Below are 24,825 nucleotides of genomic sequence, written 5' to 3' on the forward strand. Positions count from 1 at the left end.
CTTTTGGCAGGTTTATATACTTGTTAGATATTTAAGGACTTTTTTAACTTCAAAAAAAATCAAAAAGCGCCCCCCAGATGGAGAACCGCTTTCATCATTTAATGTATTGATATATAGCCATACTGCCCCAGATCAAAAGAATTCCCCAAAAGGTAATGATTATAGTACCGACTAGCCAATTCGTCGGTTTACCCTTTACCATCAACTCCTCTGCTTTTTCTTCACAATCCTTTATTACCGCTTTAGGTATCATCTTCAAAGCAAGCTTGATACCTAATGGGACAATAATGATATCATCTAGATAACCCAACACAGGGATGAAGTCAGGGATCAAATCAATCGGACTGAATGCATAAGCTACAACACATGCCGTAAATACCTTTGCGTACCAAGGTACTCTATAATCCTTATATGCGAAGTAAAGTATAAACACATATTTTTTTAGATTTCTTGCCCAGGCTTTAATTTTGTTAAGCATAAGGAACTTTCTCCTATTGTGTGCGTAATGGAAAGGATACTGTATTAAAAGGGAGCTTCTATGTCTACTGAAAAATTTCTATATCGCTTTGGTGGCATTTCACTATTGTCTTGGATCGTTTATTTTACAATATCCTTTAGTGAATATAGTACATCAAAAGTTATCACTGCTGCTGTTTTTCTTATGGTTTCTTTAACGATTTATTATTTATTCGTTTTCATTTACTTCCGTTTTAGATCGGGTGAAATCGTCGTAAGTGTAGGGCTATTCATTATCGTATTAATCCTTTTGTTCGTTATGTTCACTGGAAAACAATAAAACACACGCTAATTGGCATGTGTTTTATTGTTTAGATTTAAATCTTTTACAGATTCGAAGCCATCACGATCGTGCCTTTTGGCTGTTTGCTGTCTGGGGTCGGTTCGTGTGAAATCGCGACTGCGTCCCATTTGTGTTCACCTGGGAAATTAACTGTGAACACGACTGCTCCATTTCCTTTTTCATCAGGAATAAACGTGCCTGCTCTGTACTTTTTATCTCCTTCAATCAACCAAACTTGATAAACTTCTTTCCCCTGTACTTGAGTCATATTATGAGTTTGAACGACGAGATTCATCTTCTCATCTTTTTGGACCATGGAAGCAATCCCCGCAGAATCACTTTGTTCTGACGCAAGCTGCACAGATTTATAGGTTTTGCTCATCTGTTCCTCAATCACTTGTTCATTCTTCTCGTTCTCTGCGAACAAATAAGCGTTCATTCCAAGAGACAGAAGAAGACCTGCGGCTAATAAACCTGTCAGCCATCCGCTTTTCTTTCTAGGTGTTTCATTTCTCACAGAATCAATATCTGTAATAGAAGTTGCCGAGCGATTTGTTTCTTCCGTTTCTACAGACTTTTCATCCTCAAAAACGTTTGTTAAGATGCGCTGCTTCATTCCATTAGGAGGTTCGATCTCATCTGATAAATAAGGAAGATCAGAAGTCAGTTCCTCCCACTCAGCCAATTCTTCCTGACAAGACGGGCAGTCCTTCAAATGAGCTTCAAAGGCAGCTTTTTCTTCATCGGAAAGAATGCCGTTATAATAATCCAAAAGCTGATCACACATTTTCTTATCCACGTTTACCGCCCCCCTTTATATACGTGTTTTTTAAATGTTTCAACGCAAGCCGTATTCTTCCCTTTACTGTACCGAGCGGAAGTTTCTGTTTATCTGCAATATCAGCTTGCGAATACCCCTTAAAGTAAAACAGATCCACAATCTCTTGCTGTTCTGTCGTCAGTTGGCCAACCGCTTGTTTTAAAACCTTTCGTTCTTCGTTCCAGGTTACCGTTTCTTCTAAACTTTCCGTCCGTTCTATATCCATGTCTTTTTCCAATAGTTCAACTTGATTTTTCGTTTGTTTTCTAAGTAAATCAATACAGACATTTCTCGTGACCGTTAATAGCCATGAAGAAAACTTTCCTTTATGTTCTGCGTAGATGCCTTTTTTCCGCCATAGCTTCATAAAAACATCTTGAACGGCTTCTTCGGAAAGCTCTTTTTGTTTGAGAATTTTATATGAGAATGAAAACAACAGTTTTTCATACCTATCATATAACTGCTCAAGGGCTTCTTTATTTTCTTCTTGAACTAGCTGGTAAAGCTCGTTATCAGAAATTCTACCCATCCTTTGTCTCCTTCTGTTCATGATTCCTTCATTATAGCGAAATCAGGCAATATTTGTATTATTTGGTGATGCAGGATGTATAAAGCTAACGTTTTTATCCATTTTTCGGATCACTTTATTTTCATCCTTTCCATGTACACAATAGAAAAACCGCTCTCTGTCATGAGAACGGGTAACACTAACTATTTTGAAGTTCCGTATAGACAACCAATCTTTCTTCATGTGTCCCTTCATCCCGATTAAAGTTTCCGGTACACGTGATCAGGTTTAGTTTGCTGCCATACGAGTAATCAAATATCTTATCGACGGGAGCGTTTTTCCTGTCGTATTTTTCTTTTCCAGTTACAACAAATTTCAATGTCTTTCCGTCATTATCCTTCACAATGACTTCATCACCTTTTTTAAGATCTTCTAATTTATAAAAGATCGCTGGTCCTGTTTTGCTGTCTACATGACCTGCCATAACGGCATTTCCTGATGCACCAGGCTTCGCACCTTCTCCAAACCAGCCGACTGTGTCGAACCCTTTTGGAACACCCATCTGTCCGTTCTCCAGTTTGCCAACTTTTTCAATCTCAGTGTTTATATCCAAAGCGGGAATCTCAATAGAAACGGGAACAATTCCTTCGTTATCCGCTTTTAACTTTAAGCCTTCTGGAGGTGTCAGTTCTGTTGAGGAGGATGCGATCTGCTCCTTCTCTTCATTTACATTTGTTGATTTTTCCTCATTTACTTTTTCCTTAGCAGGTGGCTCCGCGTTTGAACATCCGCTTAGAGCAAGAACCAGCAAAATAAGTCCTAAAAAGTAACGCATATCAATCGCCCTTTCCATCTTAATAGATAGAAAAGAAGGAGAACTGTATCGTCCCCCGTTCTTTACCATATTAGTTGTTTGATGCTTTTTTGCGAAGAACCATTGCTCCTGTTAAAGCAGCTAATAGGAATCCGAAGAAACTCCACATCACTGCATCGTTATTCGTTTGGCTCATGCCGCCCATACCTGTTTTTGGCATGTCAGATGGCTTTTGGCCTGCAAACTTTTCAGGGAACTGATCAACGATCGCACCTGACATCGCCTGACCTACGCCGAACATGTGACCATACGCTTCAGAGATGTTCTTATATGCTGTAGGGTAGTCTTTGCCTGTATAACTGTTGAACGCTGCTAACAGCTGATCAACGTGTACTTTTAAGCCTTCTTCCAAGTCAGCAGCTTTCAAGCGCCCTTCAGTTGCTGTATCGAGGAATGCCGCTTGTTCAGCACGGTACTCATCCAGTTCCTTGATCGCTTGCTGTTTGCCTTCTTCATTATTTTCAGCTGTCGCAGTTACATAGTCTACAAAGTAACCAATGTGGCTGCTCCAGATTTCTTTAAACTGAGCTGCACCTTCAGCACCATATACGGATTCTACTGCTGCCGTGATGTCATCTGTGTTTTCGTTCAGTTCAGCGGCTGCCGCTTCAAAGTCTTTTGCACCATCAATTCCTTTTTGCATCGTTAATGCAGCTAATGCAGCGTGTGCAGAGAACACACTGTTCAAGTCAGCACGAAGGTCTGCTGCAGGTGTATCCACTGATTTGTTTTCAAATTTCTCTGGGAACTGATCTGTGATCGCCCAAGATAAACCTTTTCCTGTCATAAACATGTGGTTCATCGCTTCTGTAATATTGTCGTACGCTTTGTCGTAGTCACCTGTTCTGTAGCTTTCGAATGCCCAAACGAGTTGATCCACGTGTACTTTTAAACCTTCTTCAAGGTCTTTTGCTTTTAATCGTCCTTCAGTTGCTTTATCTAGGAAATCAGCTTGCGTAGTTCGGTATTCATCCAATTCCGCTAGAGCTTGCTTTCTTCCTTCTTCATTATTTTCAGCCGTCGCCGTTACATAATCTACAAAGTAGCCGATGTGGCTGCTCCAGATTTCTTTGAACTGCGCTCCTGCTTCTTCACCATATACGGAAGCTACTGCTTTCGAAAGAGCTTCTGTGTTTTGATTGAGCTGGCCTGCAGCCGCTTCAAAATCTTCTTTTCCATCAATTCCTTTTTGCATCGCCACGACAGCTAAGAATGCATGCTCGGATAAAAGAGTGTCTAACGATGCACGAAGATCGATGGCTGGATTCGTTACCTCAGCAGACATTTGGCCCTTGCTATGGCTTTCGTGGCCATGCGCATCTGCTACGCTGAAAGTAGGAATTAGTAAAGATACACTTAATGGAACAGCAATTAATGCTTTTTTCATTTTCTTGTTCATGGTTAACTCTCTCCTTTTTTTGAACATATTTTGATAGATTCATAAGGCTAACGAAGAGAGTTTTGATTTGGATCACTAGATTTGAAAAATTTTTTATTTTTTTTTTGAAAAGTATATTTTCACGGTACGTGTTCTTTTATTTTGTTACACGTTCGCTCAAGAATACCGAGCTACGCTCAGAATCGATGAGTATCGCTCAGAATCGCCGATCTTCGCTCAAAAAAGTTGAGTTACGCTCAAACTGGCTGACCTACGCTCAAATACATTCGTTTTACGGTGGAAGTTTTTATATTAGACCATAGAACCCTCAATTAAAGCTGCGAAAAACGTTGCGGAGATTCATTATTCAGATTATTCCAAAAAAATGATGGTCTTTCTCTTATAAAATGACCTACAATGTATGTATCAACAAATAAGGAGGCTATTAACATGAGAAAAAACATGATGAATCAAACTGTGCAAACATATAAGGGTGAAACCGGTTAACGAAGAAATTTGCCGTTTATCTTTTTGATTTTCTTAAACGGTGTACTCCCTTATATGTGTTTAATTAAATAACACACAAAGGGGTAAATCATGCATTTTCCAGTTAAAAAATTTTTTTCCTATTACAAACCGTATTTAAAGGTATTTCTATGTGTATTGTTATGTGCTTTACTTGTATCTTCTGTGACTTTGGCATTTCCTCTGCTCGTTCGCTACATTACGAAGGATGTACTCGAAGGGAATTTATCTGATGCAATAAGTGAAGTGTATTGGATTGGCGGATTAATGCTTGTTTTAGCAGTGATTCAGAACATAGCAAACTACTTTCTGGACTATAAAGGCCATGAAGTCGGAGCTCTCATGGAAAGAGATCTGCGCAGTGAACTATTCGCACACATGCAAAAACTTTCCTTTAGCTTTTACGATAAAGAACGGACCGGCCAGCTTATGTCCAGGGTAACGACCGATCTTCTCATGCTTGCTGAGCTTTATCATCACGGTCCTGAAGACTATGTTAAATATTTGACTCGATTTATTGGTGCGTTTGTTATTTTGTTCTTTATTAACGCACCATTAACGATTGCTGTATTCTGTTTTTTGCCATTCTTAGCAGTCTTTGCACTGTACTTTAATAAGAAATTGAACAGATCATTTAAAGATAACAAAGAACGAATCGCCGATGTGAATGCACAGGTTGAAGATAGTCTCTCGGGAATCCGTGCCGTACAATCATTTGCTAACGAACACCTCGAAATTGAAAAGTTCAACCGGGAAAACAATCGTTTTCTAGATAGCCGAAGGAATACGTATAAAGGTGAAGCGTACTTTTACAACGGGGTAGAAACATTTATTCAGCTTATTACAATCGCGGTAATCGTCTTTGGAAGTGCCAATATTGTTAGCCAAAAGTTAGATTTAGCAGACTTAATCACATTCTTACTGTATATCAACTTTATGATCGAACCTATTCAAAAACTGACCCATATGACGACACAGTTTCAAGAAGGAATTACAGGTTTTCAGCGTTTTATCGAAATTATGAACCTGAAGCCGGCAATCGAAAAAAAACCTGATGCTGTTTTTCTATCTAAAGTTGATGGTGATGTAGAGTTCCATCAAGTATCTTTCCGTTATGAAGACCATACAGAATATGTTCTAAAGAATCTGTCACTGCACGTGAAGCCAGGAGAGTACGTAGCCTTGGTGGGTCCGTCTGGTGCAGGGAAAACGACTTTGTGCTCACTCATTCCCCGCTTTTATGATGTGACACGCGGAAATGTTTTTCTTGACGGTGTAGACGTGCGTGATATTGAATTGCATTCATTAAGAAAAACTATCGGGATCGTACAGCAAGATGTCTACCTGTTTGCGGGAACCGTTATGGAAAATATTCGTTATGGAAATCCAGAGGCGGTTGATGAAGAAGTAATTACGGCTGCTAAGCATGCAAATGCCCACGACTTTATCATGAGTTTGCCAAATGGCTACCATTCTGAAATCGGACAGCGAGGCGTTAAACTGTCTGGGGGGCAAAAGCAGCGGTTAAGTATCGCACGCGTTTTCTTAAAGAATCCACCCGTTCTCATTTTAGATGAGGCAACGAGTGCACTTGATAACGAAAGTGAAAGCATTATTAAAGAATCACTTGAATTATTAGCTAAAGGACGTACTACAATTGTCATCGCCCATCGGCTGTCCACTATCCGAAATGCTGAACGGATCATTGTGCTGACAGAGGATGGAATTGCCGAACAAGGTACACATGACCTGCTGCTCAAACGCGGTGGAGTGTATGCTCATCTGTATTCAAAACAATTTGAGTTACAAGCATAAAAAAATCGGCTCACTCCTTTACCTAGGGGTGGCCGTTTTTAAATTAATAAATTTCCATAAAGCCTCTTGCTACATCTGCAATTCTTTCATAGCCGTTATCTGAAGGATGAAGCCCATCATAAGTATAAACATCTAAATTTAACTTGGTTATTCCACTTAGACTGTATAAATCTAATACAGGGATTGCATACATTTGTCCGATCTCTTTTACGGCATTAACATAGTCTATTAACTTATGCCCAGCGAGGTTTGAGAAATTAACATCATATCCTGCATTATCCCGTTGTAATGGTGTCCATAAATATATTTTCAACGTCGGCTTACTCGTTAAAAGATCTTCAATCAAACTTCGGTATGCCCCATAAAAAGTAGAAGTATCTAATGTGGTATCTCCAATCAATCCAAGGGATCCGATAGGGACATCAATTCTAAAATCGTTTGTACCAGCAAAGATTGTGATCACGTCAACATCATCAATTTTTTGTTCTTTCCCGAAAACATTTGTAGAGTCTGGATCATTGCCGGAAATGGTTGATCCAAATTGCCCGCTATTACGGTACTCCTTAAAGCCCATTTTCTCATGCATTACCGATTGATACCCGCGAACAATTGAGCCGTTGTCCATTGTTTGATCAGCAGCTGTAATACTGTCTCCTAGTGTTAGCCAAACTTTATCCTTCCATTTGCTTAATGGCTGTTGAACAGCTGACACCGATTTTTGTTCATTTATCCCCATTTTCATCCCACTATCCTCCAAACAAAAATTTTTTGTCCTTACTATTATTGAAAGTATAACTATAAAAGGAAAATGGGAAAAACAAAAAGACGCTTTCTCCTTACAAGAAAACGTCTTAATCAAGTAATTGTCTCTATAATTTAGTTGTGTTATAACTTCCTAAAACTCGAACATCATGTCCATAAGCTTCTAAGATCGCAATCGCTTTTGTCATCTTTTCTTCATGCAAACCGTTTTGTGTTTCAATAAAAAAGTGATAGGTCCCTAATTGTTTTTTCGTCGGACGAGACTCAATCCAGGACAAATTAATCGAAAGTGCAGTAAATACGTTCAGGATCGATGACAGTACACCTGAATAATCTTCCGTCGGCGAAATCAACATCATTGTCTTTGTTCGATCTTCTCTTTGTAATACAGGCTCTTTGCTGATTACCACGAAACGTGTATGATTGTTGCTGCAATCTTGAATTCCGCTTTTCGTAATCTGAAGATCAAATACTTCAGCCGCATATTGGGAAGCAATCGCTGCGACATCTTTTCTTTCTTGGTTCTTAACCGCTTGAGCGGCTGCAGACGTACTATCGAACTGCTTGCTTTTCACTTTCGCTTCTCTGATAAAATCGCGGCACTGAGCAAGCGCTGGAACGATGGACCAGACTTCACGCACATCTTCTAACGACGCTCCCTTTAATGTAAGAAGATGCAGGGAAACAGGAAAAATTAATTCCGCTTCAACAAACAGGTCGTAGGTTAATAGACCGTCTGCTGTTATGTTAATCGTTCCTTCTATTGAATTTTCGATCGGAACAATCCCTTTATCCGCCTTGCCTTCCCAAACTGCTTCCAATACATCAACGATAGAATCGCTCTTATACCACTCAACATCATCACTTGTGAAATAACGAAAGGCAGCTTCTTCCGAGAAACTTCCTTGAGGACCTAAGTATGCTACTTTCATGTTTAGAACACGCCTGCCTTTTTTCTTTTCATATCAGTATACATGTATTGTTTCGTAACACCAACTTATATTTTCTAAAATCACTATAAAACTAGAATCGACAATTTACTCTCTTATTATTTCACATCGACAATGATAGTCCGAATCCTTTCACACCAAAGATTCCTGAGAAATGTTAAACATGCCTCTTTGTTTTACCGGCTATATAAGGAGCACCGTTTATGCCTGTCTTTTTCTCAGTCAAAAGCTTAAATGTAGGTGTTAGAAATCATTTTAATAATACCCCCTATTATTCCTTGCCCTTTACTAATTTTCCATCCTTATAAATGATAAAAGATCTAGCTATATCATCAGCGCTTTCGTCATTGAAAAACGGGGTATAAAAGTACACATGGTAATTCAACTTACTTTCAGGAGATTTAAAATAATAATGAAGAATTTGAACGACATCCAACATTTTTTGATGATCTAACGTAAGAGTTGCAGGATATTGATAACCCTCTACTTGTTCATTAGTCATAAGGTTCTGCTGATTGATGCTTTTCACCATTTCATCTTCATTTAATGGCTCAATACCGCCAACTTTTTTTCCTTTCGCCTCAAATTGTACGGTTCCATCTTTGTTTTCCTTTAACGTGAAATTCTTATTTTCTTGAATAGTAAAAGATTCATTGGCTTGCTTAAACAATTCGATCCCTGTATTTGCTTTTATTGATAATTCAGGTGCACCCGGTGCTTTCGCATGTTCCAGCGCAAAAAAACTAGCACTTGCTAAAAAGACTACAAGTACGATTATACTTAAGACAGGTTTAAAAAAAGTGGATATATGTCTTCTTTTTTCTTTTGTACCTAACTGAGCGAGGTTACCTTGAATGACACTCTTTTGATTTGCGTCCATTCGGTATTTATGAAATTTCTTCATTATTGAAATGAGGTCTTCATTCGTTAATCGATTCAACGTTATCACTCCACTTCTCTGCTTCAAGCTTTTTCTTCAATGACTGAATTGCCCTATGGTAAGTGAGATTAACTTTAGCGATCTTCCAATTCAATATCTGAGAAGCTTCTTCAGGTGTATAGTCCATGACCCCGCGTAATATGGCAATATCTCTGTAAGATGCCTTTAATTGATTAATAGCTTGATACAGTTCCTTTTTCTGTTCGCTCTCTATCACCAACTCTTGAGGGACTTTTTCTTTTTCGGAACTTAAACTCATTAAAACTGAAAATAGCATCTGATGACGTTTCTTTTTCCGGATATGATCAATAGCAATATTCCTAGCAATCGAGATTAGCCATGTTTTGGGATCTGAACGACCTTCAAATTGACTGACATGGTTAAATCCTTTAATAAAAACCTCTTGTACGATATCTTCCACGTCTTTCGTGCCCATATAGTAAATTAGAAAATTATATATATCATTGTGGTACTCGATAAACCAGCGCTGTATCAACTCATTGTTCTTCATGGATTCACTCCCTCTTTACCAATCCCTCAACAATTAGACGCTTAACGACTTCTTTTATTTCAGTCAACTTAACATTATTTTACATAAGCTTGTGAAATAAAAATACAAAAGACTATATGGGATACTGAACGGACATTAAATCAGGATAAACCAAAAAAACGTCCAGATTATCAATCTAGACGTTTATATCTTTATTTTGTTATATATTTTCATCAGGAAGTAAGATAATCTTCCCAAGTTTCCCTGCATTTTTAAAATAAGTTTGAGCTTCTCTTGCCTGTTCCAATGGAAAAGTACGCTCGATGACTGGTGTGATTTTCCCGTTAGAAATAGCTTCAAGCATATGTTTGAACTCTTCTCTCGTACCTAAAACTGAACCATATAATGTGATGTGCTTTAAGTATAAAGTACGAAGATCCAGTTCTGTTTTCTGACCGCCTGCAGATCCAGAAGTGCAAAACTTCCCCCCTCTCTTCAATACATGAAGAGAAGTTGAAAACAAGGCATCACCGACCACATCTAATACGGAGTCAATCGGTCTACCATTCACTTTTAATATGTCATTAGCCAGGTTATTCGATTTATAAGATAATACATGTGCAGCTCCCAATTCTTTCATTCTTTTCTCTAGAGCTAAGTCTCCGACTATCGCAATAACCTTAGCGCCAAATACTTTAGAAGCGATTTGAACATTTAAAGAACCGACGCCGCCATTAGCGCCAGTAACCATAATGGTATCAGTTGGAGCAGTTTCAATTTGCTTCACCATATGCCAAGCAGTCAAACCGCTGACTGAGAACGCTGCACTTTCAATGTAGTTAGGAAGAGGCATATCATAGCAAAGGTCTGCACGCCACACCACATACTCCGCATATCCACCATCATATTCCGACCCAATAAAGGACATATCTTCTGAGTAATGCTCAGAACCAGCCTCACCGCTTGATGTAAACGGGAAAAGAACGATATCCTTACCTACCATGCATTCTTTTACTTTATTTCCTGCTTTTACTACACGACCTGTGATATCAGATCCCGGAACCCTTGGAAATTGTACGCCTTCTGGTTTCCAGCCTGATTTCTCATCTGTGCCGTAGGCTCCTTCTCTCATCCAGATTTCTGTGTTATTAATGGCACAAGCCTTTATCTGAACGAGGACTTCATTGCTCTTAGGCTCTGGAATTGGTTTTTCAACGATTTCTAATTTGTCTACATCCCCGTACCCAGTCACATGAACAGCTTTCATATTAACACCAACTTTCTAATTACCAGTTTAAACAAATGTCTGATCGTTTACTCACTTGTACTCATTCTTCGTTAATCGTTAACACTTAATGTAACAAAAAAACCGCAATGAAGTCATTGCGATCGATAGAATTCTTATGAGGTTTTGCTTTCTTAAAAGAAACTTGTCAGGACTCTCAACGGCTGGCTTATTTCTTCTCTAAGCTCTCTGCGATTCTTTTTAATGATTGATTCATTTGATACAACATAACAAGAACAAATATTGTTAGGCCAATCAGTAGTATAAAAGTAAATAGTCCCATTAACGGCAGCCAAGTTCCTGCGTATTCCATAATATTATCCCCCTTAAACATTGCTTACATTAATACTAATAATAACATTTATTGGAAATTAGGCATTCTTTTTTTTACAACTCCAGCTACTTTACTACACTATTATTTACTTTCATCATTCTTAAATCGGCCCTTTTTCTAAATGTAACGGTGGCAGTAAATACTCCTAATAAAATGATTAACGCACCTGTATAACCTCGCAACCCCATGTTTTCCTGAAGAAAGATGAATGCAAAAATAGCTGCAAAGATCGGTTCAAGTGAAAAAAGAAATCCAGTGCTCTCTGGCGTTGTGTATTTTTGAGCGATGGACTGCATAACAAATCCATATGCTGAACAGATGAACGTTAAACCGAGTATAGCGATCCAATGAATCACCGTATGTGGTAATACAGGCACTTCTAAAATAAACGTCCCGACAGATGCAAACAAAGCGGCAAATCCAAGCTGATAGATTCCTAGCTGCAAAGTATCTACTTCTCGTGCAAAGTGATTGGTTACTATGATGTGGACTGCGTACAAAAAGGCAGCGATTAAACAAAGAACCGAACCAAGTGCTAACGTAAAATCTTCTCCAATGGTTAGCAAAGCTAAGCCGATTGAAACAAAAACAACACCCAGACTGATTTTTTTGCTTGGCAGCTTTCTTGTTATGAACGTCTGAAGTATTGGCACTAAAATCACCGTCGTACTAATCAAAAAGCCGGCCGTTGAAGCCGTCGTATGTTTGATACCATACATAAGCGTAATGAAGATCCCCCATAGCAAAAAGCCAAGAATTGAACTGTATTTCAACGTTCTCGCATCTGTTTGTAATACTTTTTTCCGGAAAATCATCATCATCATGATAAAAGCGATCCCGAATCGTAATGCCACAATGGTTAAGGCAGGGATTGTTTCTACTACTAGTTTCATAAAAATATAAGACATTCCCCATCCCATAGAAACAGAAACTAAAATCCAGTTCGCTTGTTTAGGTGTCATGCAGCAGCCCCTAACCCTTCATGTATTTTTGATTGGATTTATCGTATCACCTTCCTTTGCATTAATAAAACGAATATTTATAATAGAACTATTAGGAATCCTTATGCAAAGGAGAAACAGGTATGAATGCATATTACGCCTTTATAAAAGCGGTCGAAACAGGCAGTTTTACGAAAGCCGCAGAAGAACTTGGCTACACCCAATCAGCGATCAGCCAGATGGTACACTCATTAGAAGAAGAACTTTCTACAATTCTAATTCTACGATCTCGAACGGGTATTACATTGACTCCTGACGGTGAAGAGTTTTTGCCATACATAAAGAAAATCTGTAATTCGCACAGGGAACTGAAAGAAAAGAAAAAAGAGATGGAAGGACTGGAGAGCGGACTTATCCGAATCGGAGTATTTTCAAGTGTTTCTTGTCACTGGCTGCCAGGATTAATGAAAGATTTTAAGGTAGAGTACCCCGCTGTTCACTTCGAACTGCATCAAGGTGATTACACAGAGATCGCCAATTGGATCAAAGAAGGCAGCGTTGACCTTGGTTTCGTGAACCCGAAAGCCGTAACAAACCTGAATATGATTGCCTTGCAAAACGATGAAATGCTAGCTGTATTACCAAGAGATCATCGTTTGGCTGAGCACCATGAAGTCTCATTAAAAGAATTATTGAACGAGCCTTACATCCTTTTAGATGAAGGTGACATTAGTGAACCGTTAACGATTTTTCAACAAAACAATTTCGAACCCAACATCCAATACCGGGTACATGATGATTATACGATCATGTCTATGATCGAACAGGGTCTTGGAATCTCGATTCTGCCAACACTTGTCTTACATCGGTGTCCTTATCAAATCGTGACTAAAAGAATATCCCCTTCCTTTGCCCGTACTATTAGTTTGGCTTATAAGGATAAGAGAGTTTTGCCGATCGCGAGCAGATATTTTATTGACTTTATAATCGAAAGGTATAACTAGCATTGACTTTCAAATAAAAAAAGCGGGGCTGCATGTCCCCGCTTTCTTAGTATGATCTAATTTAGAGCATCCACTGCATTAATTAATCCAAAACCTGATTCTCCATCGTAACCTGATTTAAATACATCTTCTGTAGAAGATTGAATAATGCTCTTAACTTGTGCCGGGTTCAACTTGTCTTTCCCGTGCTGAGCAATGATCACCCCTGCTAGTGCAGCTGTTTTTGGAGCAGCCATGGAAGTTCCGCCTTTATAGCCATATAATCCTCCAGGAACAGGTGCTAAACATAGATAAGTATTATCTCTTCCAGCACCAGTTGCAGGGTCGTAGTTCGGTCCAAGATCTCCACCTGGAGCTAGTACATCAATTTTTCCTACACCATAGTTCGAGTAGAATGCTAAGTTCTTTAGCGCTCCGCCTGCTGAAACCCTGATCATAGACTGGCTGCTTGGGCTGCGGTGTGTTGCCCCTGTGTCATCACCTGATAGTTTACCAGGCGAACTGATATCAACCGCGTTGTTACCAGCAGATCCAACTACTGTTACACCCTTTTGAATCGCGTATTGAATCGCTCTATTAAACAATCGAACATCTGCTACGACATCTTTCGTTGCATAATCTGGATTTTGGAACCAGTCATAGCCGCCAAGAGACATGTTTACTACATCAACATTGTCATCTGCAGCAGTCATTAACGCCTCAGCAATATGAGATGTTTCCGCTCCGCCTGTAGGTCCAAACACACGGTAAGCAGCTACTTTTAAGTCTGGCCCGACCCCCATTGTACGTCCTTTAGCAGCAATGGATCCTGCAACGTGAGTTCCGTGTGAATTTTGATCCATCGCATCAGGATAGCCCGGAACGAAAGATTTACCGTATGCATAGTTATCTTTTAAATCAGGGTGATTATAATCGATACCTGTATCAATTACTCCAACTACGATATCTTTTCCATCCACAGATTTACCCGTTCCGCCTGGCAATGTCCACGACTCTCCATCTTGGGTAACCTGTTTAATATCCCATTGTAAGCTATTATAAATGTCTGCATCAGCACCATATGAACTTACTAGTGCAACTTCTTCAATAGCGGCTGTTTCAGGCTGCACAATATTTTGCACACCTGCATCTAGTACGGAACTAGATTTTTTGATCTCCGAAAGGAAGTTTGGATTACTAGAAACAACTTCAACGGCACCTAGCTTGTCCAATCTTGATTCGATTTGTCCTCCAGCATTTGATATTGCACTGCCAAAGCCTGAAGGTAATTTCGCTTGATCCTTAAAAATAACTATGTATTTCTTTGCCTGACCATCTTCAGCATTCACATTACCACCGCTGCTAAAGGTCATACTCGCTCCAAGTGTTAGAGCTAATGCACCAGCTAAAATCTTCTTTTTCATCCAATTACTACCTCCTTTGAACTAATACTTTTATTATAGTGATAATTCTATTATTTACAATTACGAATTCTGATAATTGTTAATATTCAGTTTAAAATACCTATACCGATGGTTCTAAAGATATATAATAACGAGTTTGTCACTTGGTTGAAATTAGGTAAAAATAACTATCTGACAAAAATAAAAAACTAAAAAAGCCGCATGATCAGTGATCAGCGACTTTTATCTATTATTTATTCACTTCGTTCAATAGCTTCATCCCAACTCGGAAAATAATGAAGGGCGTTTCTCATGAGTTGAGGGTTTGTTTTCTTCACTTGTTTTTTGTTCAAATTCGAACCATTTGCCTTTAAATCTTGAATCTCTGATAAGACTTCTTCCGAGCTCATATTTACTTCCATAGATACGTCCTCCTTTAGTTGTCTTACCTTCATTCATTTACAATAAAAGAGGATATTATACCTTATTTTTTTGACTTTGAGACTGCAACATAAACCGTCCCAAATCTAACAAAACGTCTAATAGAAGAATCCTTTTCCGCATGCTTTTGATCTAGAAAAAAATCCTTATGCCCTCTACAAATAAAATAGATTGCTGAGGTCATAACAAGTGCCAGACCTGCAATAATGAATAAAACCACATTAGCCACCCTTTCTTTTATCTAAAGATTCGGTGTTGTAAGCCAAGATGTTATTTTATACATTATACATCTTATTACCTATATTTTACATTAAATATTCATCTTGCTTTAGCAAACTCTCTTTCTTCTAATAAAGCTTGCAGCCATTGTGATGGTTTTTTGTATTCAGATTGATCAGCAACAGATGGGTTTAAATAGGAGTACCAGCTGATTGCCCGGTGAACACATGCAAGCTGATCTGAAATCTTTAATGCTTTCTCCAATTTTTCCATTGAAGCAATTGTGGTCCAAGCCTTCAGATAATGTGGACGGAACACGTCAATCACCTTCAGCCAATCCGAATCATTGTCTACAAGCTCATACAGTGAATTCCAGAACACGCGCGTGCTGAAGAAAGGATGCGTAATCGAAGAATCCCCCCAGTCAAGGAACACTAGATTTCCGTTCACGTACTGAATATTCGCCGAGTGAAGATCGCCGTGATCGATGGAATGGACGGGTACCAGGTGATCCAGTTCATCGCACATGGCTATAAGTTCCGGCTGTAAGCTCACCACCGCTTCTCTTTCTTCCGCACTCAACCCCGTATCACACATACCTTCTAAGTGATGGATAATATCTCTTTTCAAAGTTGAAAGTGTTCTGTTCGGCACATTCATGCTGCTTAATCCATTGATATTTGAAATCTCAGAAACTTGCAGCTGAGCATACTCTGTTATCGCCGCTTTCCAAATCTCTTTATCTTTTAATTGTCTGATTGGAACTCCCCCGAGCTCCTTCATCAAAAGCCAGCCTTCTGTTTCTTGTATTCTTACAATCTCTGTACTCTTGCCTGGATACATTGTATGAAAGTAACGGCTTACCACTGCTTCATGATGAGTAGAAGATCGAGTAGCTTTAAAGTATAGATTACCAGTGGCCACTGGAACAAGAAGAACTAAGGAGAAGTCGGTCTTTTTCACTTCTGTAATATCTCCTGATAATGAAAGATTCCCTTCTTTGTGAAGTACTTCTCTGATCCAGTTTTCCACTTTCAATAAGTAAGCATCTTCAAACCAAGGTGCATTACGCTTTTTCATGAGGTTAACCTGCTTTCTTTACACAGTTCATGAAATATTTCGATTGTACGTAAAAATTTTTCGTTGAAATTCCCGTCTTCGATCGTCCAGCATGTGGATAAAACGGCATGAGAGAACCCTCTTAACAACAATCTTTCTTTGTCTAGGTCCAGTTCTTTCACGAAAATATTTATACGGTTTTCAATGGTATCTTTTACATTCGTCTCTGGCAGTTTGTTCAGCAAATACTGAATCACATCGTACTCTCGGTCTCCGGTCAACCCTTTCGGATCAATGGCTGTCCATGAATCACCATTTTTTAAAACGTTGTAATGATGCAGATCCCCGTGTAGAAGATAAGGCTGATTCATTTCACGGTTCAGCTGTTCAAAAAGCTTCAGCGCTTCTTCCATCTTCTCTTTTGAGATTGGACCGAACCCATTAGGGTGTTGTCGTGCAATCCTCTTCAAGCTATTTTCCCTATCAACCACTGTTTCTATGTTCGAATTCCTAGGAGCCGCTACCCACAGGCTCTTCATAATTTGAGATGCTATGTGTGCAGCTTCCTCATCATCTTTTATTTCTGCAAGTGTATGCCCAGGTCTTAATCGTTCAAGAATCATAACTCCTTGGTCCAGATCATATTCAAAAAGGTCAACCATGCCTTTCCCTTTCATGAGTTTAAGAACTTCTAATTCTGCACGAAATTCTTTATCCGAAAGAACTACTTTTAACACGACTTCTTTCCCACTGTTCCGAGTTGCTGGAGCGACAAAATTAAAAGACAAGTCAAACGGTTCATGAATAGAAAGCCCCCACTTCTGTTCGTAAAGAGCAATCATTTCATCGAAATTACTGAGCCACTTATCTGCTTTCTCTTTATGAATATTTTTTAAGATTTGAACAAATTTATCTGGTAGTCTCATAGCTTCTCTCCAATATGTAATGAATCACTTCGTCCATATAGTCTTCTATTGGTAGACTTGTATCTACCTCTAAACACTTGTGATTCGAGGGTTTTTTGCTATTGTGCAAGCCATAATTGAACATCTCAATATCTGTTTCTTTAATTTGGCTGATCATTCCATTACGTTTCCTCAGCCTTTCGTTGGTTTGATTAAAATCTTTTAAAATGCATTCAACATACTTGTAGCTAGCTTCAAATTTCTCTGCTAATGTAGTACCTTTTTCAATCATCTCGTTATAAAAGCAAGGACTGTCAAATATGACACTATTACCGTTGGATAACTGAGATTCAAGTAAAGACCAACCGATATTGTATGAAATCTTTCCAGCTAGTTTCGGGTCAAGTATGTCTTCATCTATAGAGTGCAGCAACGCAGATTTTATAACATCATGATCGATCACAACCGCACCAATACGTTTACCTATTTCTCTAGCAAGTGTGGACTTACCTGCACCGGGGAAACCAGCCATTTGAAGAAAAAACACATTCAGCGCCTCTTTTCTGCTTAATATGAATAAGTTTCACCAAGTCTCATCTAAATGCTGTGCATAATAGGTAATCCCTCGTTTGAAGTATTGAAGTTTTTCGTCATTTGTGGTTTCCATCAAGTTCATCAAAGCGATCTCCATTGCTTCATTGTATCTCCCAGTATTATACAGAGCCATGGAATAAAAAATTTGCAGGCCCCGGTGTTCAGGAAATTCTGCTACCCCTTGTTGAAGGGTTTCAACCGCTTTATCATATTGCCCTGTTAGACGGTAAGAACTCCCGAGTCCGAGTAAGCATCGCTCTAAATCTGCGCCAGAAAGTCCTTGCTCAATCGCTTTTACATAATAAGTTATGGCCTCCTTAGTGAAACCTGAATTATCATGAGCAATCCCGATTTGATAGTTAATTTCTGCATTTTCAGGGTATTCCTCTGACATTTTCATTAAAAGTGTGCAGGCTTCATTTAAGATCGACATGTCTTCCTTTGCTCGTCCCTCTTCACGTAAAGCAATTCCTTTATCCAATCTTTCACGTAATTTTTGATCCATTTTTAATCACCTAATCCTTTCCTGCAATTGTAAAAACTAATTATCAATATGCTACTATGAAAATGAAGCAGATTCCTGCAGAATAAAATTTATTTTTAATATAAGTATAAATTCCCTCTACTTATTCGTTATACATATAGATCGTAAATTTAAATTGGAACTTTTATTTTATAGGAGGTTTTATTTTTGCCACAATCAAAAACAACCACTTTGTACGAACAGTCACGTGAGCTTCAGCAACAATTTCAAACCATGATTGATGAAATGGGTAGTGACCTTTGGAAGTACTGCCGGTATTTAACGGGCTCTCCATGGGACGGGGAGGATCTTTTTCAAGAAACCGTGCTTAAAGCCATGGGTGGACTCTTTACGCGTTGGCATCCTACGAACCTGAAATCTTACTTGTATAGGATGGCGACCAACACTTGGATCGACCATTGCAGAAGAGAAAAGCGAAATGTAGGTTCATTAGATGAAGCGGAAGAACCACAAGAGACTTTCACCGATACACATGATTTAGAAGAAGCACTTGAAAAGCTGTATCACCTTTTCACACCTAGGCAGACTGCTGTATTCCTACTTATGGAAGTCTTCTCATTTAAAGCAGAAGAAGTGGCGAGTATCATCAAGACGACTCCTGGTGCAGTTTATGCCACGACCCGCCGTATGAAGGAAAAGCTGAAAAACGAGGCACCTTCTCCATCTAAACCAACAGATGAAACAAAAGAACAAAAAGACGAAATCATATCTGCTTATTTAAAAGCCTTTAATCAAGGAGATTTAGAAGGGATATTGGCGCTATTTGGTGAGAATGTACATTATGAAGCATCATTAGGATTCTTAGAGACGACAAAAGACGAAATGAGAGAAGGTTCTCTCATGTACGGCTTACCTAACCACCACGCCGAGGAGTTTATGTTATGGGGCAAACCAGTGATTGTCGTATTAGCTGACTCAAATCAAGGTCCTCTCGTCCACGACATTCAATACCAAGATGTAGAAAATGGAAAGATCGTTTACCACAGGAGTTTTTTCTTCAGAAAAGAATTTATCCTAGCCGCATCAAAAGAATTAGGAATTCCTCCTCAGCTGGATAAAGCACCGTTAAACTGGACGTAAATGATAAAGCCGATTCTAAAGACTGGAATCGGCTTTAATCTATCCTATCTTTTTAATCCACTGTATGACTTCATTAACCATCTCAGAAGTGAATTTATGATTAACATTGTTATGTATTTTAAATGTAACTCGGTTATTTTCATCAGTTTGTAAGAGGTAATCATAAAAATGCTTCTGTCCTTCAATCGGTACTATCGTATCGTTGTCCCCATGAATTAAGAGCACAGGAGATTCACTTCTTACTTTCCCAATAGGGTCATACTTTTTAAACAGTTCTACATCTGCTCCAGACAGAAAATCTCGATTATCCATCTTTCTAAATAATTTCTCTGTATATAGAAAAGATCCCGAACCGTTCACACACACTGAACCCGCAATCTCAGGATGCGCTGCATGAATACCGCAAGCTATAAACCCTCCCATTGAACTTCCTACGAGAATAAGTTTCTTCTTGTCTAGCTTACATGCATTTATAAAATCCTCGAACTCATTAATACTATTAAAAATCGTTTCCCAAAAGTACTTCTGCATCGTTTTCTTATCAAAAGGGTTTTCCAACGGGGACCGTGTGTCATGATAGATTAACTCTGGAACAATCGTGTTAAATCCTTCTTCCACTGTTTCTCCAGCCATTTCATAAAAGCTTTGACCACTGCCACCCCACCCATGATAAATAACCACGGTATACTCTTTTTCATTACCTTTTTTCGGTTGAAACCAGGTGACCGGAAAATTTCCGAGCTGCATCTTCATATCATTAACCCTTTCAAAGATTAAAGTGTTCTTTTATTTGTATAGCAACTTCTTCTGGACCCAAACCTTTGTTATTAATACGCAGGTAATTCTCTTTTTTTATCTCGCCTTCAAATGAGTTCATCCGGTATTTATCCATTGAAGTTTTCAAATCATTTTCTGACCATTCGATGTTTCGTTTGGTTGGTTTGTGTTCTAATCGATGAGGTGTCTTGTTGCGTTTCAGCCTTTCCTCCAAGTCAGTCTCGAGTTCTACAAAATAGATGTCTGCTCCCTTAGCTTCAAAAATTCGGCAAACATCCTCAACGAACTTCCAATCTGACTCGTAATTGAACGCCCATACATATGTAAATATCATTCCGTATTGATCACTTTGTGCAAACTCTTTAAAGATTTCTGTGCGAAACAAGTGGACGAGACTTTTCCCTTCTTTCGTCCCATAATCAAAAAACTTCGTCACAAGATCGATCGTCATGTGGTTATGAAAGAGCTTCAGCTCCGTAACCTTCTCCAGCTCATGCCCCACGGTCATCTTACCCACCGCTTGAGGACCGAATAACAAAACCAGCTTCATGATGCACCCCCCATTTTTAACCGAAATATCTAAATGGTGTTCTCTGTTAAAACCTTTATTTCTTTACTAAATCATATGCTTTTAAAAGCTCATCAACCGGTATATTATTAATCTTCATACCGGTTACATCACTCTCTGCTATTTCAACGTTTCGGAGATCACAGTTGCTTATTTTACTTCCTTTAAGGTCGCACCTCTCGAAAGAAACTGAATTCCCGCCATCTCCTAAGTTTGTGTCAAGGAACTGCACGCCACCTAAGGTAACAAATCTCATTTTACTGTCAGAAAGGTTCAAATCTGCAAACAGCGTATTTCGATAATTGATATTTTGAAACTTAGAATGACTAAGGTTGCAATTGCTCACATGAAGGTTGCTCACATTGCTGGTACTGATTGAGCTGCCCTCTAAATTCACTTGATAGAAATCGGTAGCAGATAGATTACAGTTTTCATATTGGGTCTTAGAAAGGTCTTGATCATTTACAAGATTCTCTGCTTTGCTCTCGATTTTCTTTACATAGCAAAATTCATCTTCTGTTTCAAAAGTAGTTCGGTACCCCATCTTTTCGTAAAAATGATGGTTGTTTAATTGTCTGCTTGATGTTTCAAGGTCCCATGCCCGAACGTGAGGAAACTCTTGCTCAATGAATCTTATCGCTTTTGAACCGATCCCTTTCCCCTGATGAACGGGATTAACAAAAATACGATCAATTCTGCCGTATGATTGACCCGAAACTGTAACAATAATTCCACCCGCAATCTCATCACGATACATAATCTTATAATAATTCAGTTCTTCAATCATGTACTTTGTTACTTCCAGAGATGAGTAACCTGGAGGCTGAATGTTGTAATCGACAACATCCTTATTAGGAAGCCATTTAGCCGCCTCCTCATCAAAAGTCTTTTTCATGATTTCTGTTAATTCCACTGCATCCTGCAAAGTTGCTAATTCAATAGTAATGATGGACATAATATTTTCTCCTTTGTTGTAAAAACTCTTCAGTCCTTATTTTTTTGCAAAATAAAGATCTTTTTCAGCTAATGCTAAACAAAGCTGTTCCATTGCTTTTGGTCCCATTCCATGAAGTTTCATGACCTCATCTTTTGTCATCTCAGTAAGTTGTTCTAGAGAAGTAATCCCCGCTCCACTTAGCGCCCGTTGAGCAGGTTTTGCAATTTTGGTTGGTAAAGCTGTTTTTTGGTTCATTTCCTTTCAACTCCTACAATCATAAAAATAAAAAACCGAAACAACTTAAAACAAGCCTATTTCAATTTTTTCTTATCAGGTTGCAACAAGTTAATAAGAGCTTGGTAATCCTTCTTTGTTAGATAATCTTTTGTTTCTTTAAGCAAACGATATTCGTTATCGGCTGTCCTTACAACAAAATAATCGAGATGATCCATGGCTAGAAATTTTTCATTTAGCATAAGTGTATCTTTCATTTCAAAGGAGTCCATATAAATTTCAATGTAGTCACCTTTTTTCGGAAACAGCGTATACAGCCATCTAAACGAATCACCTTTCTTGTGATTATGATTCTCCCCATCGAATTCGATTCTTTCAACGTCTTCCCATGCGAGATGTTTTTCAGAAAACGAGGTAAATGAGTGATAACCCGTTTGGTCAAGATAGGTAAAATCTTTTCCGCCTAGATAAAAAAACAATAGGCCAAGTACTGCAGGCGTGACAATGAACCACTTTGAAATCGTTACACTCCCTGGTCCTTTTGTAAATGCCACATGAAGATAGGCATAGAGTATGAGCCCAACTATGGAAATAATATAAGCAACAAAGATCATGTCATAATCACCGTGAAAGTACCAAACATCTGAAAAATTTACATCCCGATTTGTGTAGAATAATATGAACTGCATTCCAAGATGATAGAAAAGGACGAAACCAAAGAATACAGCTGTTTTTATTCGAAACCTTGTCATTAAGCACCAGCCTATGTACATAAAGAAAACAATCAATGTCAGTATAAAGAACGATTCACTCCAACCCACGTTTGTTTTAACATTGTCAAAAATCAAGTAACTAGCTGATATTACGGCAAAAGTAAATAAGAAAAAACCTAGAATCTTCAAACCCGTCTTCAAGCATGTTCCCTCCGATTATTACTGTGATGTTTTAATCCTCCATTCTTTTTCGACAAAAAACTCAAAACTCCCTCTTTTTCCCAAGTCAACTACTAACTGCCTATCACATAACCCTCACACAACCCTCACAAAACGTTCACAAAACTCTTTTGTAATGTGCTCGGTGTTGTTCTATCATTTGTACTGGGAAAAGATTTAGTGCTTTAATAGAGATGTATTTAAGGTTACAATTAATTGGTTAACCTATAGAGATAAATATATGAAGATGGTGTCTTGTAGAATGGAAAGAACTTTGGAAAAACAAAAGATGTCAGCCGTCCTGGGACAAACGGTCAAAACAGGGATTATTAAATCCAACCTTGTACCGATGTTCGCTGGATTGACGCTGGCTTTATATACGTACGATATCGATCCTGGTGATAAGCTGTTAGATGTGTTATTCGCCTTAATCGGCACGATCCTAGTGATTGGTGCCGCGGGGACTTTTAATAACATTTATGATCGCGATATCGATGCGATTATGGAAAGAACGAAGGTAAGACCTACAGTTACGGGCGAGATCAACGTGCGTTCGGCATTATGGCTCGGAATCGTAATGGCTGTTCTCGGCATAATTGCACTTGCTTTTACTACTCCACTCGCTGCAGTGTTAGGTTTTCTTGGTCTCTTCTTTTACGTTGTGCCTTATACAATGCTGACGAAACGCCGAACGATCTATAACACAGAGGTCGGCTCAATTTCTGGAGCGATGCCTCCACTTATCGGGTGGGCCGCGATGACCGGAACCCTTACACATCCAGCAATTGCAGCGTTATTCATTATTCAAGTAATTTGGCAGATGCCGCACTTCTACGCGATTGCGATTCGCCGACATGATGAATACAAAGCAGCAAGAATTCCAATGTTGCCGGTTGTAAAAGGGGTTAAGAGAACGTATACCCAAACCAACATTTACTTAGTGCTATTGAGCTTAACAAGTTTTCTTTTCTTGCCGTTGAGCTTAGGACTGACACTTGTTGCCCTATTAATGAACGTTGGCTGGCTCGTGCTCAGCATCTACGGTTATAAGAAAAACAAGGATTCAGAGAAATGGGCAAAACTGCTCTTCATCTATTCGCTGATCCATATGACGATCTTGTTCTCGACAGTTATCGTTTACTCCCTCGTTGGGATTTTCATTCTTAAATAGAAAGCAAAAAAAGCCTGGGCAGCCAGGCTTTTTTAATATTCCATCGAATTAGCCGTTCTCACAACGTCATCAATCGTGTATTCCTTCTCAACTTTTGGTGCTTTGATGAGCATGATGGAGTAATAGGTCCCGTCTTTTTTCCAACGAATTTGTTTCACATTTATCGCATCGCCCTCTATCAAAGCTTCAGTTCCATCCTTTAGTTTCACGGTTTTCATTGTTTTCTCATCACTCGACCATGTTGTGTTTTTATTATGATAAGTAGTGACGTGAAGATTAACGCCAACGCCATCTCCATAAATGAATTCGGTATGTAGAATATCCCTCTTTGGGTTGCCTGGCATATCTCCAGCATAAGTTAATGAAACGTTTTTCGGTTCAAAGGGGAGTACAGTAGGAGCCGCTAGTTTTTCTTGAACACTTTCAGGAAATTGTTCTGCTACTTCTTTTATTTCTGGATAATCTTCTTTCAACTCTTCTACTGCCGCATTATCATTACAGGCAGATAATAAAAAGATAAACAGGATTATAAGGATTCTTTTCATTCACCAATCCCC

General features: G+C 38.8%; 29 protein-coding genes. 5 read left to right on the forward strand and 24 right to left on the reverse strand.

What is annotated here, in order from left to right; translation table 11 throughout:
* Nucleotides 1–94: 94 nt before the first annotated feature.
* On the reverse strand, nt 95–478 hold the full coding sequence (locus tag EV282_RS12805; RefSeq protein ID WP_130296176.1) for a YkvA family protein: 384 nt from the start codon (nt 476–478) through the stop codon (nt 95–97).
* Nucleotides 479–538: 60 nt separating this feature from the next.
* On the opposite strand from EV282_RS12805, the gene EV282_RS12810 reads away from it, so the two are divergent.
* On the forward strand, nt 539–796 hold the full coding sequence (locus EV282_RS12810; RefSeq protein ID WP_130296177.1) for a hypothetical protein: 258 nt from the start codon (nt 539–541) through the stop codon (nt 794–796).
* A 46-nt stretch (nt 797–842) separates the two neighbouring features.
* On the opposite strand, the gene EV282_RS12815 is transcribed toward EV282_RS12810, so the two are convergent.
* The 4 genes from EV282_RS12815 to EV282_RS12830 form a co-directional block, all read right to left on the reverse strand.
* Complete coding sequence (locus EV282_RS12815; protein ID WP_130296178.1) at nt 843–1,598, reverse strand: anti-sigma factor; 756 nt, start codon at nt 1,596–1,598, stop codon at nt 843–845.
* Nucleotides 1,591–2,148 carry an RNA polymerase sigma factor gene (locus EV282_RS12820; RefSeq protein ID WP_130296179.1) on the reverse strand — a complete coding sequence of 186 codons (558 nt, stop codon included), beginning with the start codon at nt 2,146–2,148 and terminating at the stop codon, nt 1,591–1,593. Before EV282_RS12820 ends, EV282_RS12815 begins: the two co-directional genes overlap by 8 nt.
* 178 nt (nt 2,149–2,326) lie before the next feature.
* Entirely contained in the window at nt 2,327–3,031 is a 705-nt protein-coding gene (locus tag EV282_RS12825; RefSeq protein ID WP_130296180.1) for a class F sortase, read from the reverse strand.
* A gap of 1 nt (nt 3,032) precedes the next feature.
* Nucleotides 3,033–4,400, reverse strand: coding sequence for a copper amine oxidase (locus EV282_RS12830; RefSeq protein WP_207224295.1), 1,368 nt, complete (start codon nt 4,398–4,400; stop codon nt 3,033–3,035).
* Between the two features lie 576 nt (nt 4,401–4,976).
* Between EV282_RS12830 and EV282_RS12835 the strand changes: the two genes are divergently transcribed.
* Nucleotides 4,977–6,719, forward strand: coding sequence for an ABC transporter ATP-binding protein (locus tag EV282_RS12835; protein ID WP_130296181.1), 1,743 nt, complete (start codon nt 4,977–4,979; stop codon nt 6,717–6,719).
* Between the two features lie 43 nt (nt 6,720–6,762).
* On the opposite strand, the gene EV282_RS12840 is transcribed toward EV282_RS12835, so the two are convergent.
* The 7 genes from EV282_RS12840 to EV282_RS12865 form a co-directional block, all read right to left on the reverse strand.
* Complete coding sequence (locus EV282_RS12840; protein ID WP_130296182.1) at nt 6,763–7,461, reverse strand: SGNH/GDSL hydrolase family protein; 699 nt, start codon at nt 7,459–7,461, stop codon at nt 6,763–6,765.
* Between the two features lie 127 nt (nt 7,462–7,588).
* Nucleotides 7,589–8,413 carry a prephenate dehydratase gene (pheA, locus tag EV282_RS12845; protein WP_130296183.1) on the reverse strand — a complete coding sequence of 275 codons (825 nt, stop codon included), beginning with the start codon at nt 8,411–8,413 and terminating at the stop codon, nt 7,589–7,591.
* A 289-nt stretch (nt 8,414–8,702) separates the two neighbouring features.
* Nucleotides 8,703–9,371 (reverse strand): hypothetical protein, encoded by a 669-nt coding sequence (locus EV282_RS12850; protein ID WP_130296184.1) that lies wholly within the window; start codon nt 9,369–9,371, stop codon nt 8,703–8,705.
* Nucleotides 9,352–9,882, reverse strand: a complete 531-nt coding sequence (locus EV282_RS12855) for an RNA polymerase sigma factor (RefSeq protein WP_130296185.1) — start codon at nt 9,880–9,882, stop codon at nt 9,352–9,354. Before EV282_RS12855 ends, EV282_RS12850 begins: the two co-directional genes overlap by 20 nt.
* A gap of 199 nt (nt 9,883–10,081) precedes the next feature.
* The gene (locus EV282_RS12860; RefSeq protein WP_130296186.1) at nt 10,082–11,128 is read right to left on the reverse strand and encodes a zinc-binding dehydrogenase; all 1,047 of its coding nucleotides are present in this window, start codon (nt 11,126–11,128) and stop codon (nt 10,082–10,084) included.
* Between the two features lie 187 nt (nt 11,129–11,315).
* Entirely contained in the window at nt 11,316–11,459 is a 144-nt protein-coding gene (locus tag EV282_RS20280; RefSeq protein ID WP_165389457.1) for a hypothetical protein, read from the reverse strand.
* An 86-nt stretch (nt 11,460–11,545) separates the two neighbouring features.
* Nucleotides 11,546–12,442 (reverse strand): DMT family transporter, encoded by an 897-nt coding sequence (locus EV282_RS12865; protein WP_130296187.1) that lies wholly within the window; start codon nt 12,440–12,442, stop codon nt 11,546–11,548.
* Nucleotides 12,443–12,564: 122 nt separating this feature from the next.
* Here EV282_RS12865 and EV282_RS12870 point away from each other — a divergent pair, with 122 nt between their 5' ends.
* Nucleotides 12,565–13,425 (forward strand): LysR family transcriptional regulator, encoded by an 861-nt coding sequence (locus EV282_RS12870; protein ID WP_130296188.1) that lies wholly within the window; start codon nt 12,565–12,567, stop codon nt 13,423–13,425.
* A 56-nt stretch (nt 13,426–13,481) separates the two neighbouring features.
* On the opposite strand, the gene EV282_RS12875 is transcribed toward EV282_RS12870, so the two are convergent.
* The 6 genes from EV282_RS12875 to EV282_RS12895 all read right to left on the reverse strand — a co-directional run bounded on the left by EV282_RS12875 (nt 13,482) and on the right by EV282_RS12895 (nt 18,530).
* A complete protein-coding gene (locus tag EV282_RS12875) occupies nt 13,482–14,828 on the reverse strand; it encodes a S8 family serine peptidase (protein ID WP_130296189.1) in 1,347 nt (448 codons plus the stop codon).
* Nucleotides 14,829–15,061: 233 nt separating this feature from the next.
* On the reverse strand, nt 15,062–15,229 hold the full coding sequence (locus EV282_RS20285) for a hypothetical protein (RefSeq protein ID WP_165389458.1): 168 nt from the start codon (nt 15,227–15,229) through the stop codon (nt 15,062–15,064).
* A 337-nt stretch (nt 15,230–15,566) separates the two neighbouring features.
* Nucleotides 15,567–16,547, reverse strand: coding sequence for a phosphotransferase (locus tag EV282_RS12880; protein ID WP_130296190.1), 981 nt, complete (start codon nt 16,545–16,547; stop codon nt 15,567–15,569).
* On the reverse strand, nt 16,544–17,452 hold the full coding sequence (locus EV282_RS12885; RefSeq protein WP_130296191.1) for an aminoglycoside phosphotransferase family protein: 909 nt from the start codon (nt 17,450–17,452) through the stop codon (nt 16,544–16,546). Before EV282_RS12885 ends, EV282_RS12880 begins: the two co-directional genes overlap by 4 nt.
* On the reverse strand, nt 17,436–17,978 hold the full coding sequence (locus tag EV282_RS12890; RefSeq protein ID WP_130296192.1) for an AAA family ATPase: 543 nt from the start codon (nt 17,976–17,978) through the stop codon (nt 17,436–17,438). Before EV282_RS12890 ends, EV282_RS12885 begins: the two co-directional genes overlap by 17 nt.
* A 36-nt stretch (nt 17,979–18,014) precedes the next feature.
* A complete protein-coding gene (locus EV282_RS12895) occupies nt 18,015–18,530 on the reverse strand; it encodes a tetratricopeptide repeat protein (RefSeq protein WP_130296193.1) in 516 nt (171 codons plus the stop codon).
* Nucleotides 18,531–18,716: 186 nt separating this feature from the next.
* Between EV282_RS12895 and EV282_RS12900 the strand changes: the two genes are divergently transcribed.
* On the forward strand, nt 18,717–19,649 hold the full coding sequence (locus EV282_RS12900; protein ID WP_242611872.1) for a sigma-70 family RNA polymerase sigma factor: 933 nt from the start codon (nt 18,717–18,719) through the stop codon (nt 19,647–19,649).
* Nucleotides 19,650–19,688: 39 nt separating this feature from the next.
* Here the strand turns inward: EV282_RS12900 and EV282_RS12905 are convergent, their stop codons facing one another.
* Genes EV282_RS12905 through EV282_RS12925 form a run of 5 tightly spaced genes read right to left on the reverse strand, consistent with a single transcriptional unit; the run spans nt 19,689 to nt 23,079 of the window.
* A complete protein-coding gene (locus EV282_RS12905) occupies nt 19,689–20,402 on the reverse strand; it encodes an alpha/beta hydrolase family protein (protein ID WP_130296194.1) in 714 nt (237 codons plus the stop codon).
* A 13-nt stretch (nt 20,403–20,415) separates the two neighbouring features.
* Entirely contained in the window at nt 20,416–20,976 is a 561-nt protein-coding gene (locus EV282_RS12910; protein WP_130296195.1) for an AAA family ATPase, read from the reverse strand.
* 55 nt (nt 20,977–21,031) lie between these two features.
* Nucleotides 21,032–21,949, reverse strand: a complete 918-nt coding sequence (locus EV282_RS12915) for a GNAT family N-acetyltransferase (RefSeq protein WP_130296196.1) — start codon at nt 21,947–21,949, stop codon at nt 21,032–21,034.
* A 36-nt stretch (nt 21,950–21,985) separates the two neighbouring features.
* On the reverse strand, nt 21,986–22,186 hold the full coding sequence (locus EV282_RS12920; RefSeq protein ID WP_130296197.1) for a helix-hairpin-helix domain-containing protein: 201 nt from the start codon (nt 22,184–22,186) through the stop codon (nt 21,986–21,988).
* A 56-nt stretch (nt 22,187–22,242) separates the two neighbouring features.
* On the reverse strand, nt 22,243–23,079 hold the full coding sequence (locus EV282_RS12925; RefSeq protein ID WP_130296198.1) for a hypothetical protein: 837 nt from the start codon (nt 23,077–23,079) through the stop codon (nt 22,243–22,245).
* 280 nt (nt 23,080–23,359) lie between these two features.
* Between EV282_RS12925 and cyoE the strand changes: the two genes are divergently transcribed.
* Nucleotides 23,360–24,268 (forward strand): heme o synthase, encoded by a 909-nt coding sequence (cyoE, locus tag EV282_RS12930; protein ID WP_130296199.1) that lies wholly within the window; start codon nt 23,360–23,362, stop codon nt 24,266–24,268.
* Nucleotides 24,269–24,300: 32 nt separating this feature from the next.
* On the opposite strand, the gene EV282_RS20505 is transcribed toward cyoE, so the two are convergent.
* On the reverse strand, nt 24,301–24,813 hold the full coding sequence (locus tag EV282_RS20505; protein WP_242611873.1) for a hypothetical protein: 513 nt from the start codon (nt 24,811–24,813) through the stop codon (nt 24,301–24,303).
* Between the last annotated feature and the right edge of the window lie 12 nt (nt 24,814–24,825).

The sequence above is a fragment of the Fictibacillus sp. BK138 genome (assembly GCF_004216955.1).
Taxonomy (GTDB): Bacteria; Bacillota; Bacilli; order Bacillales; family Fictibacillaceae; genus Fictibacillus.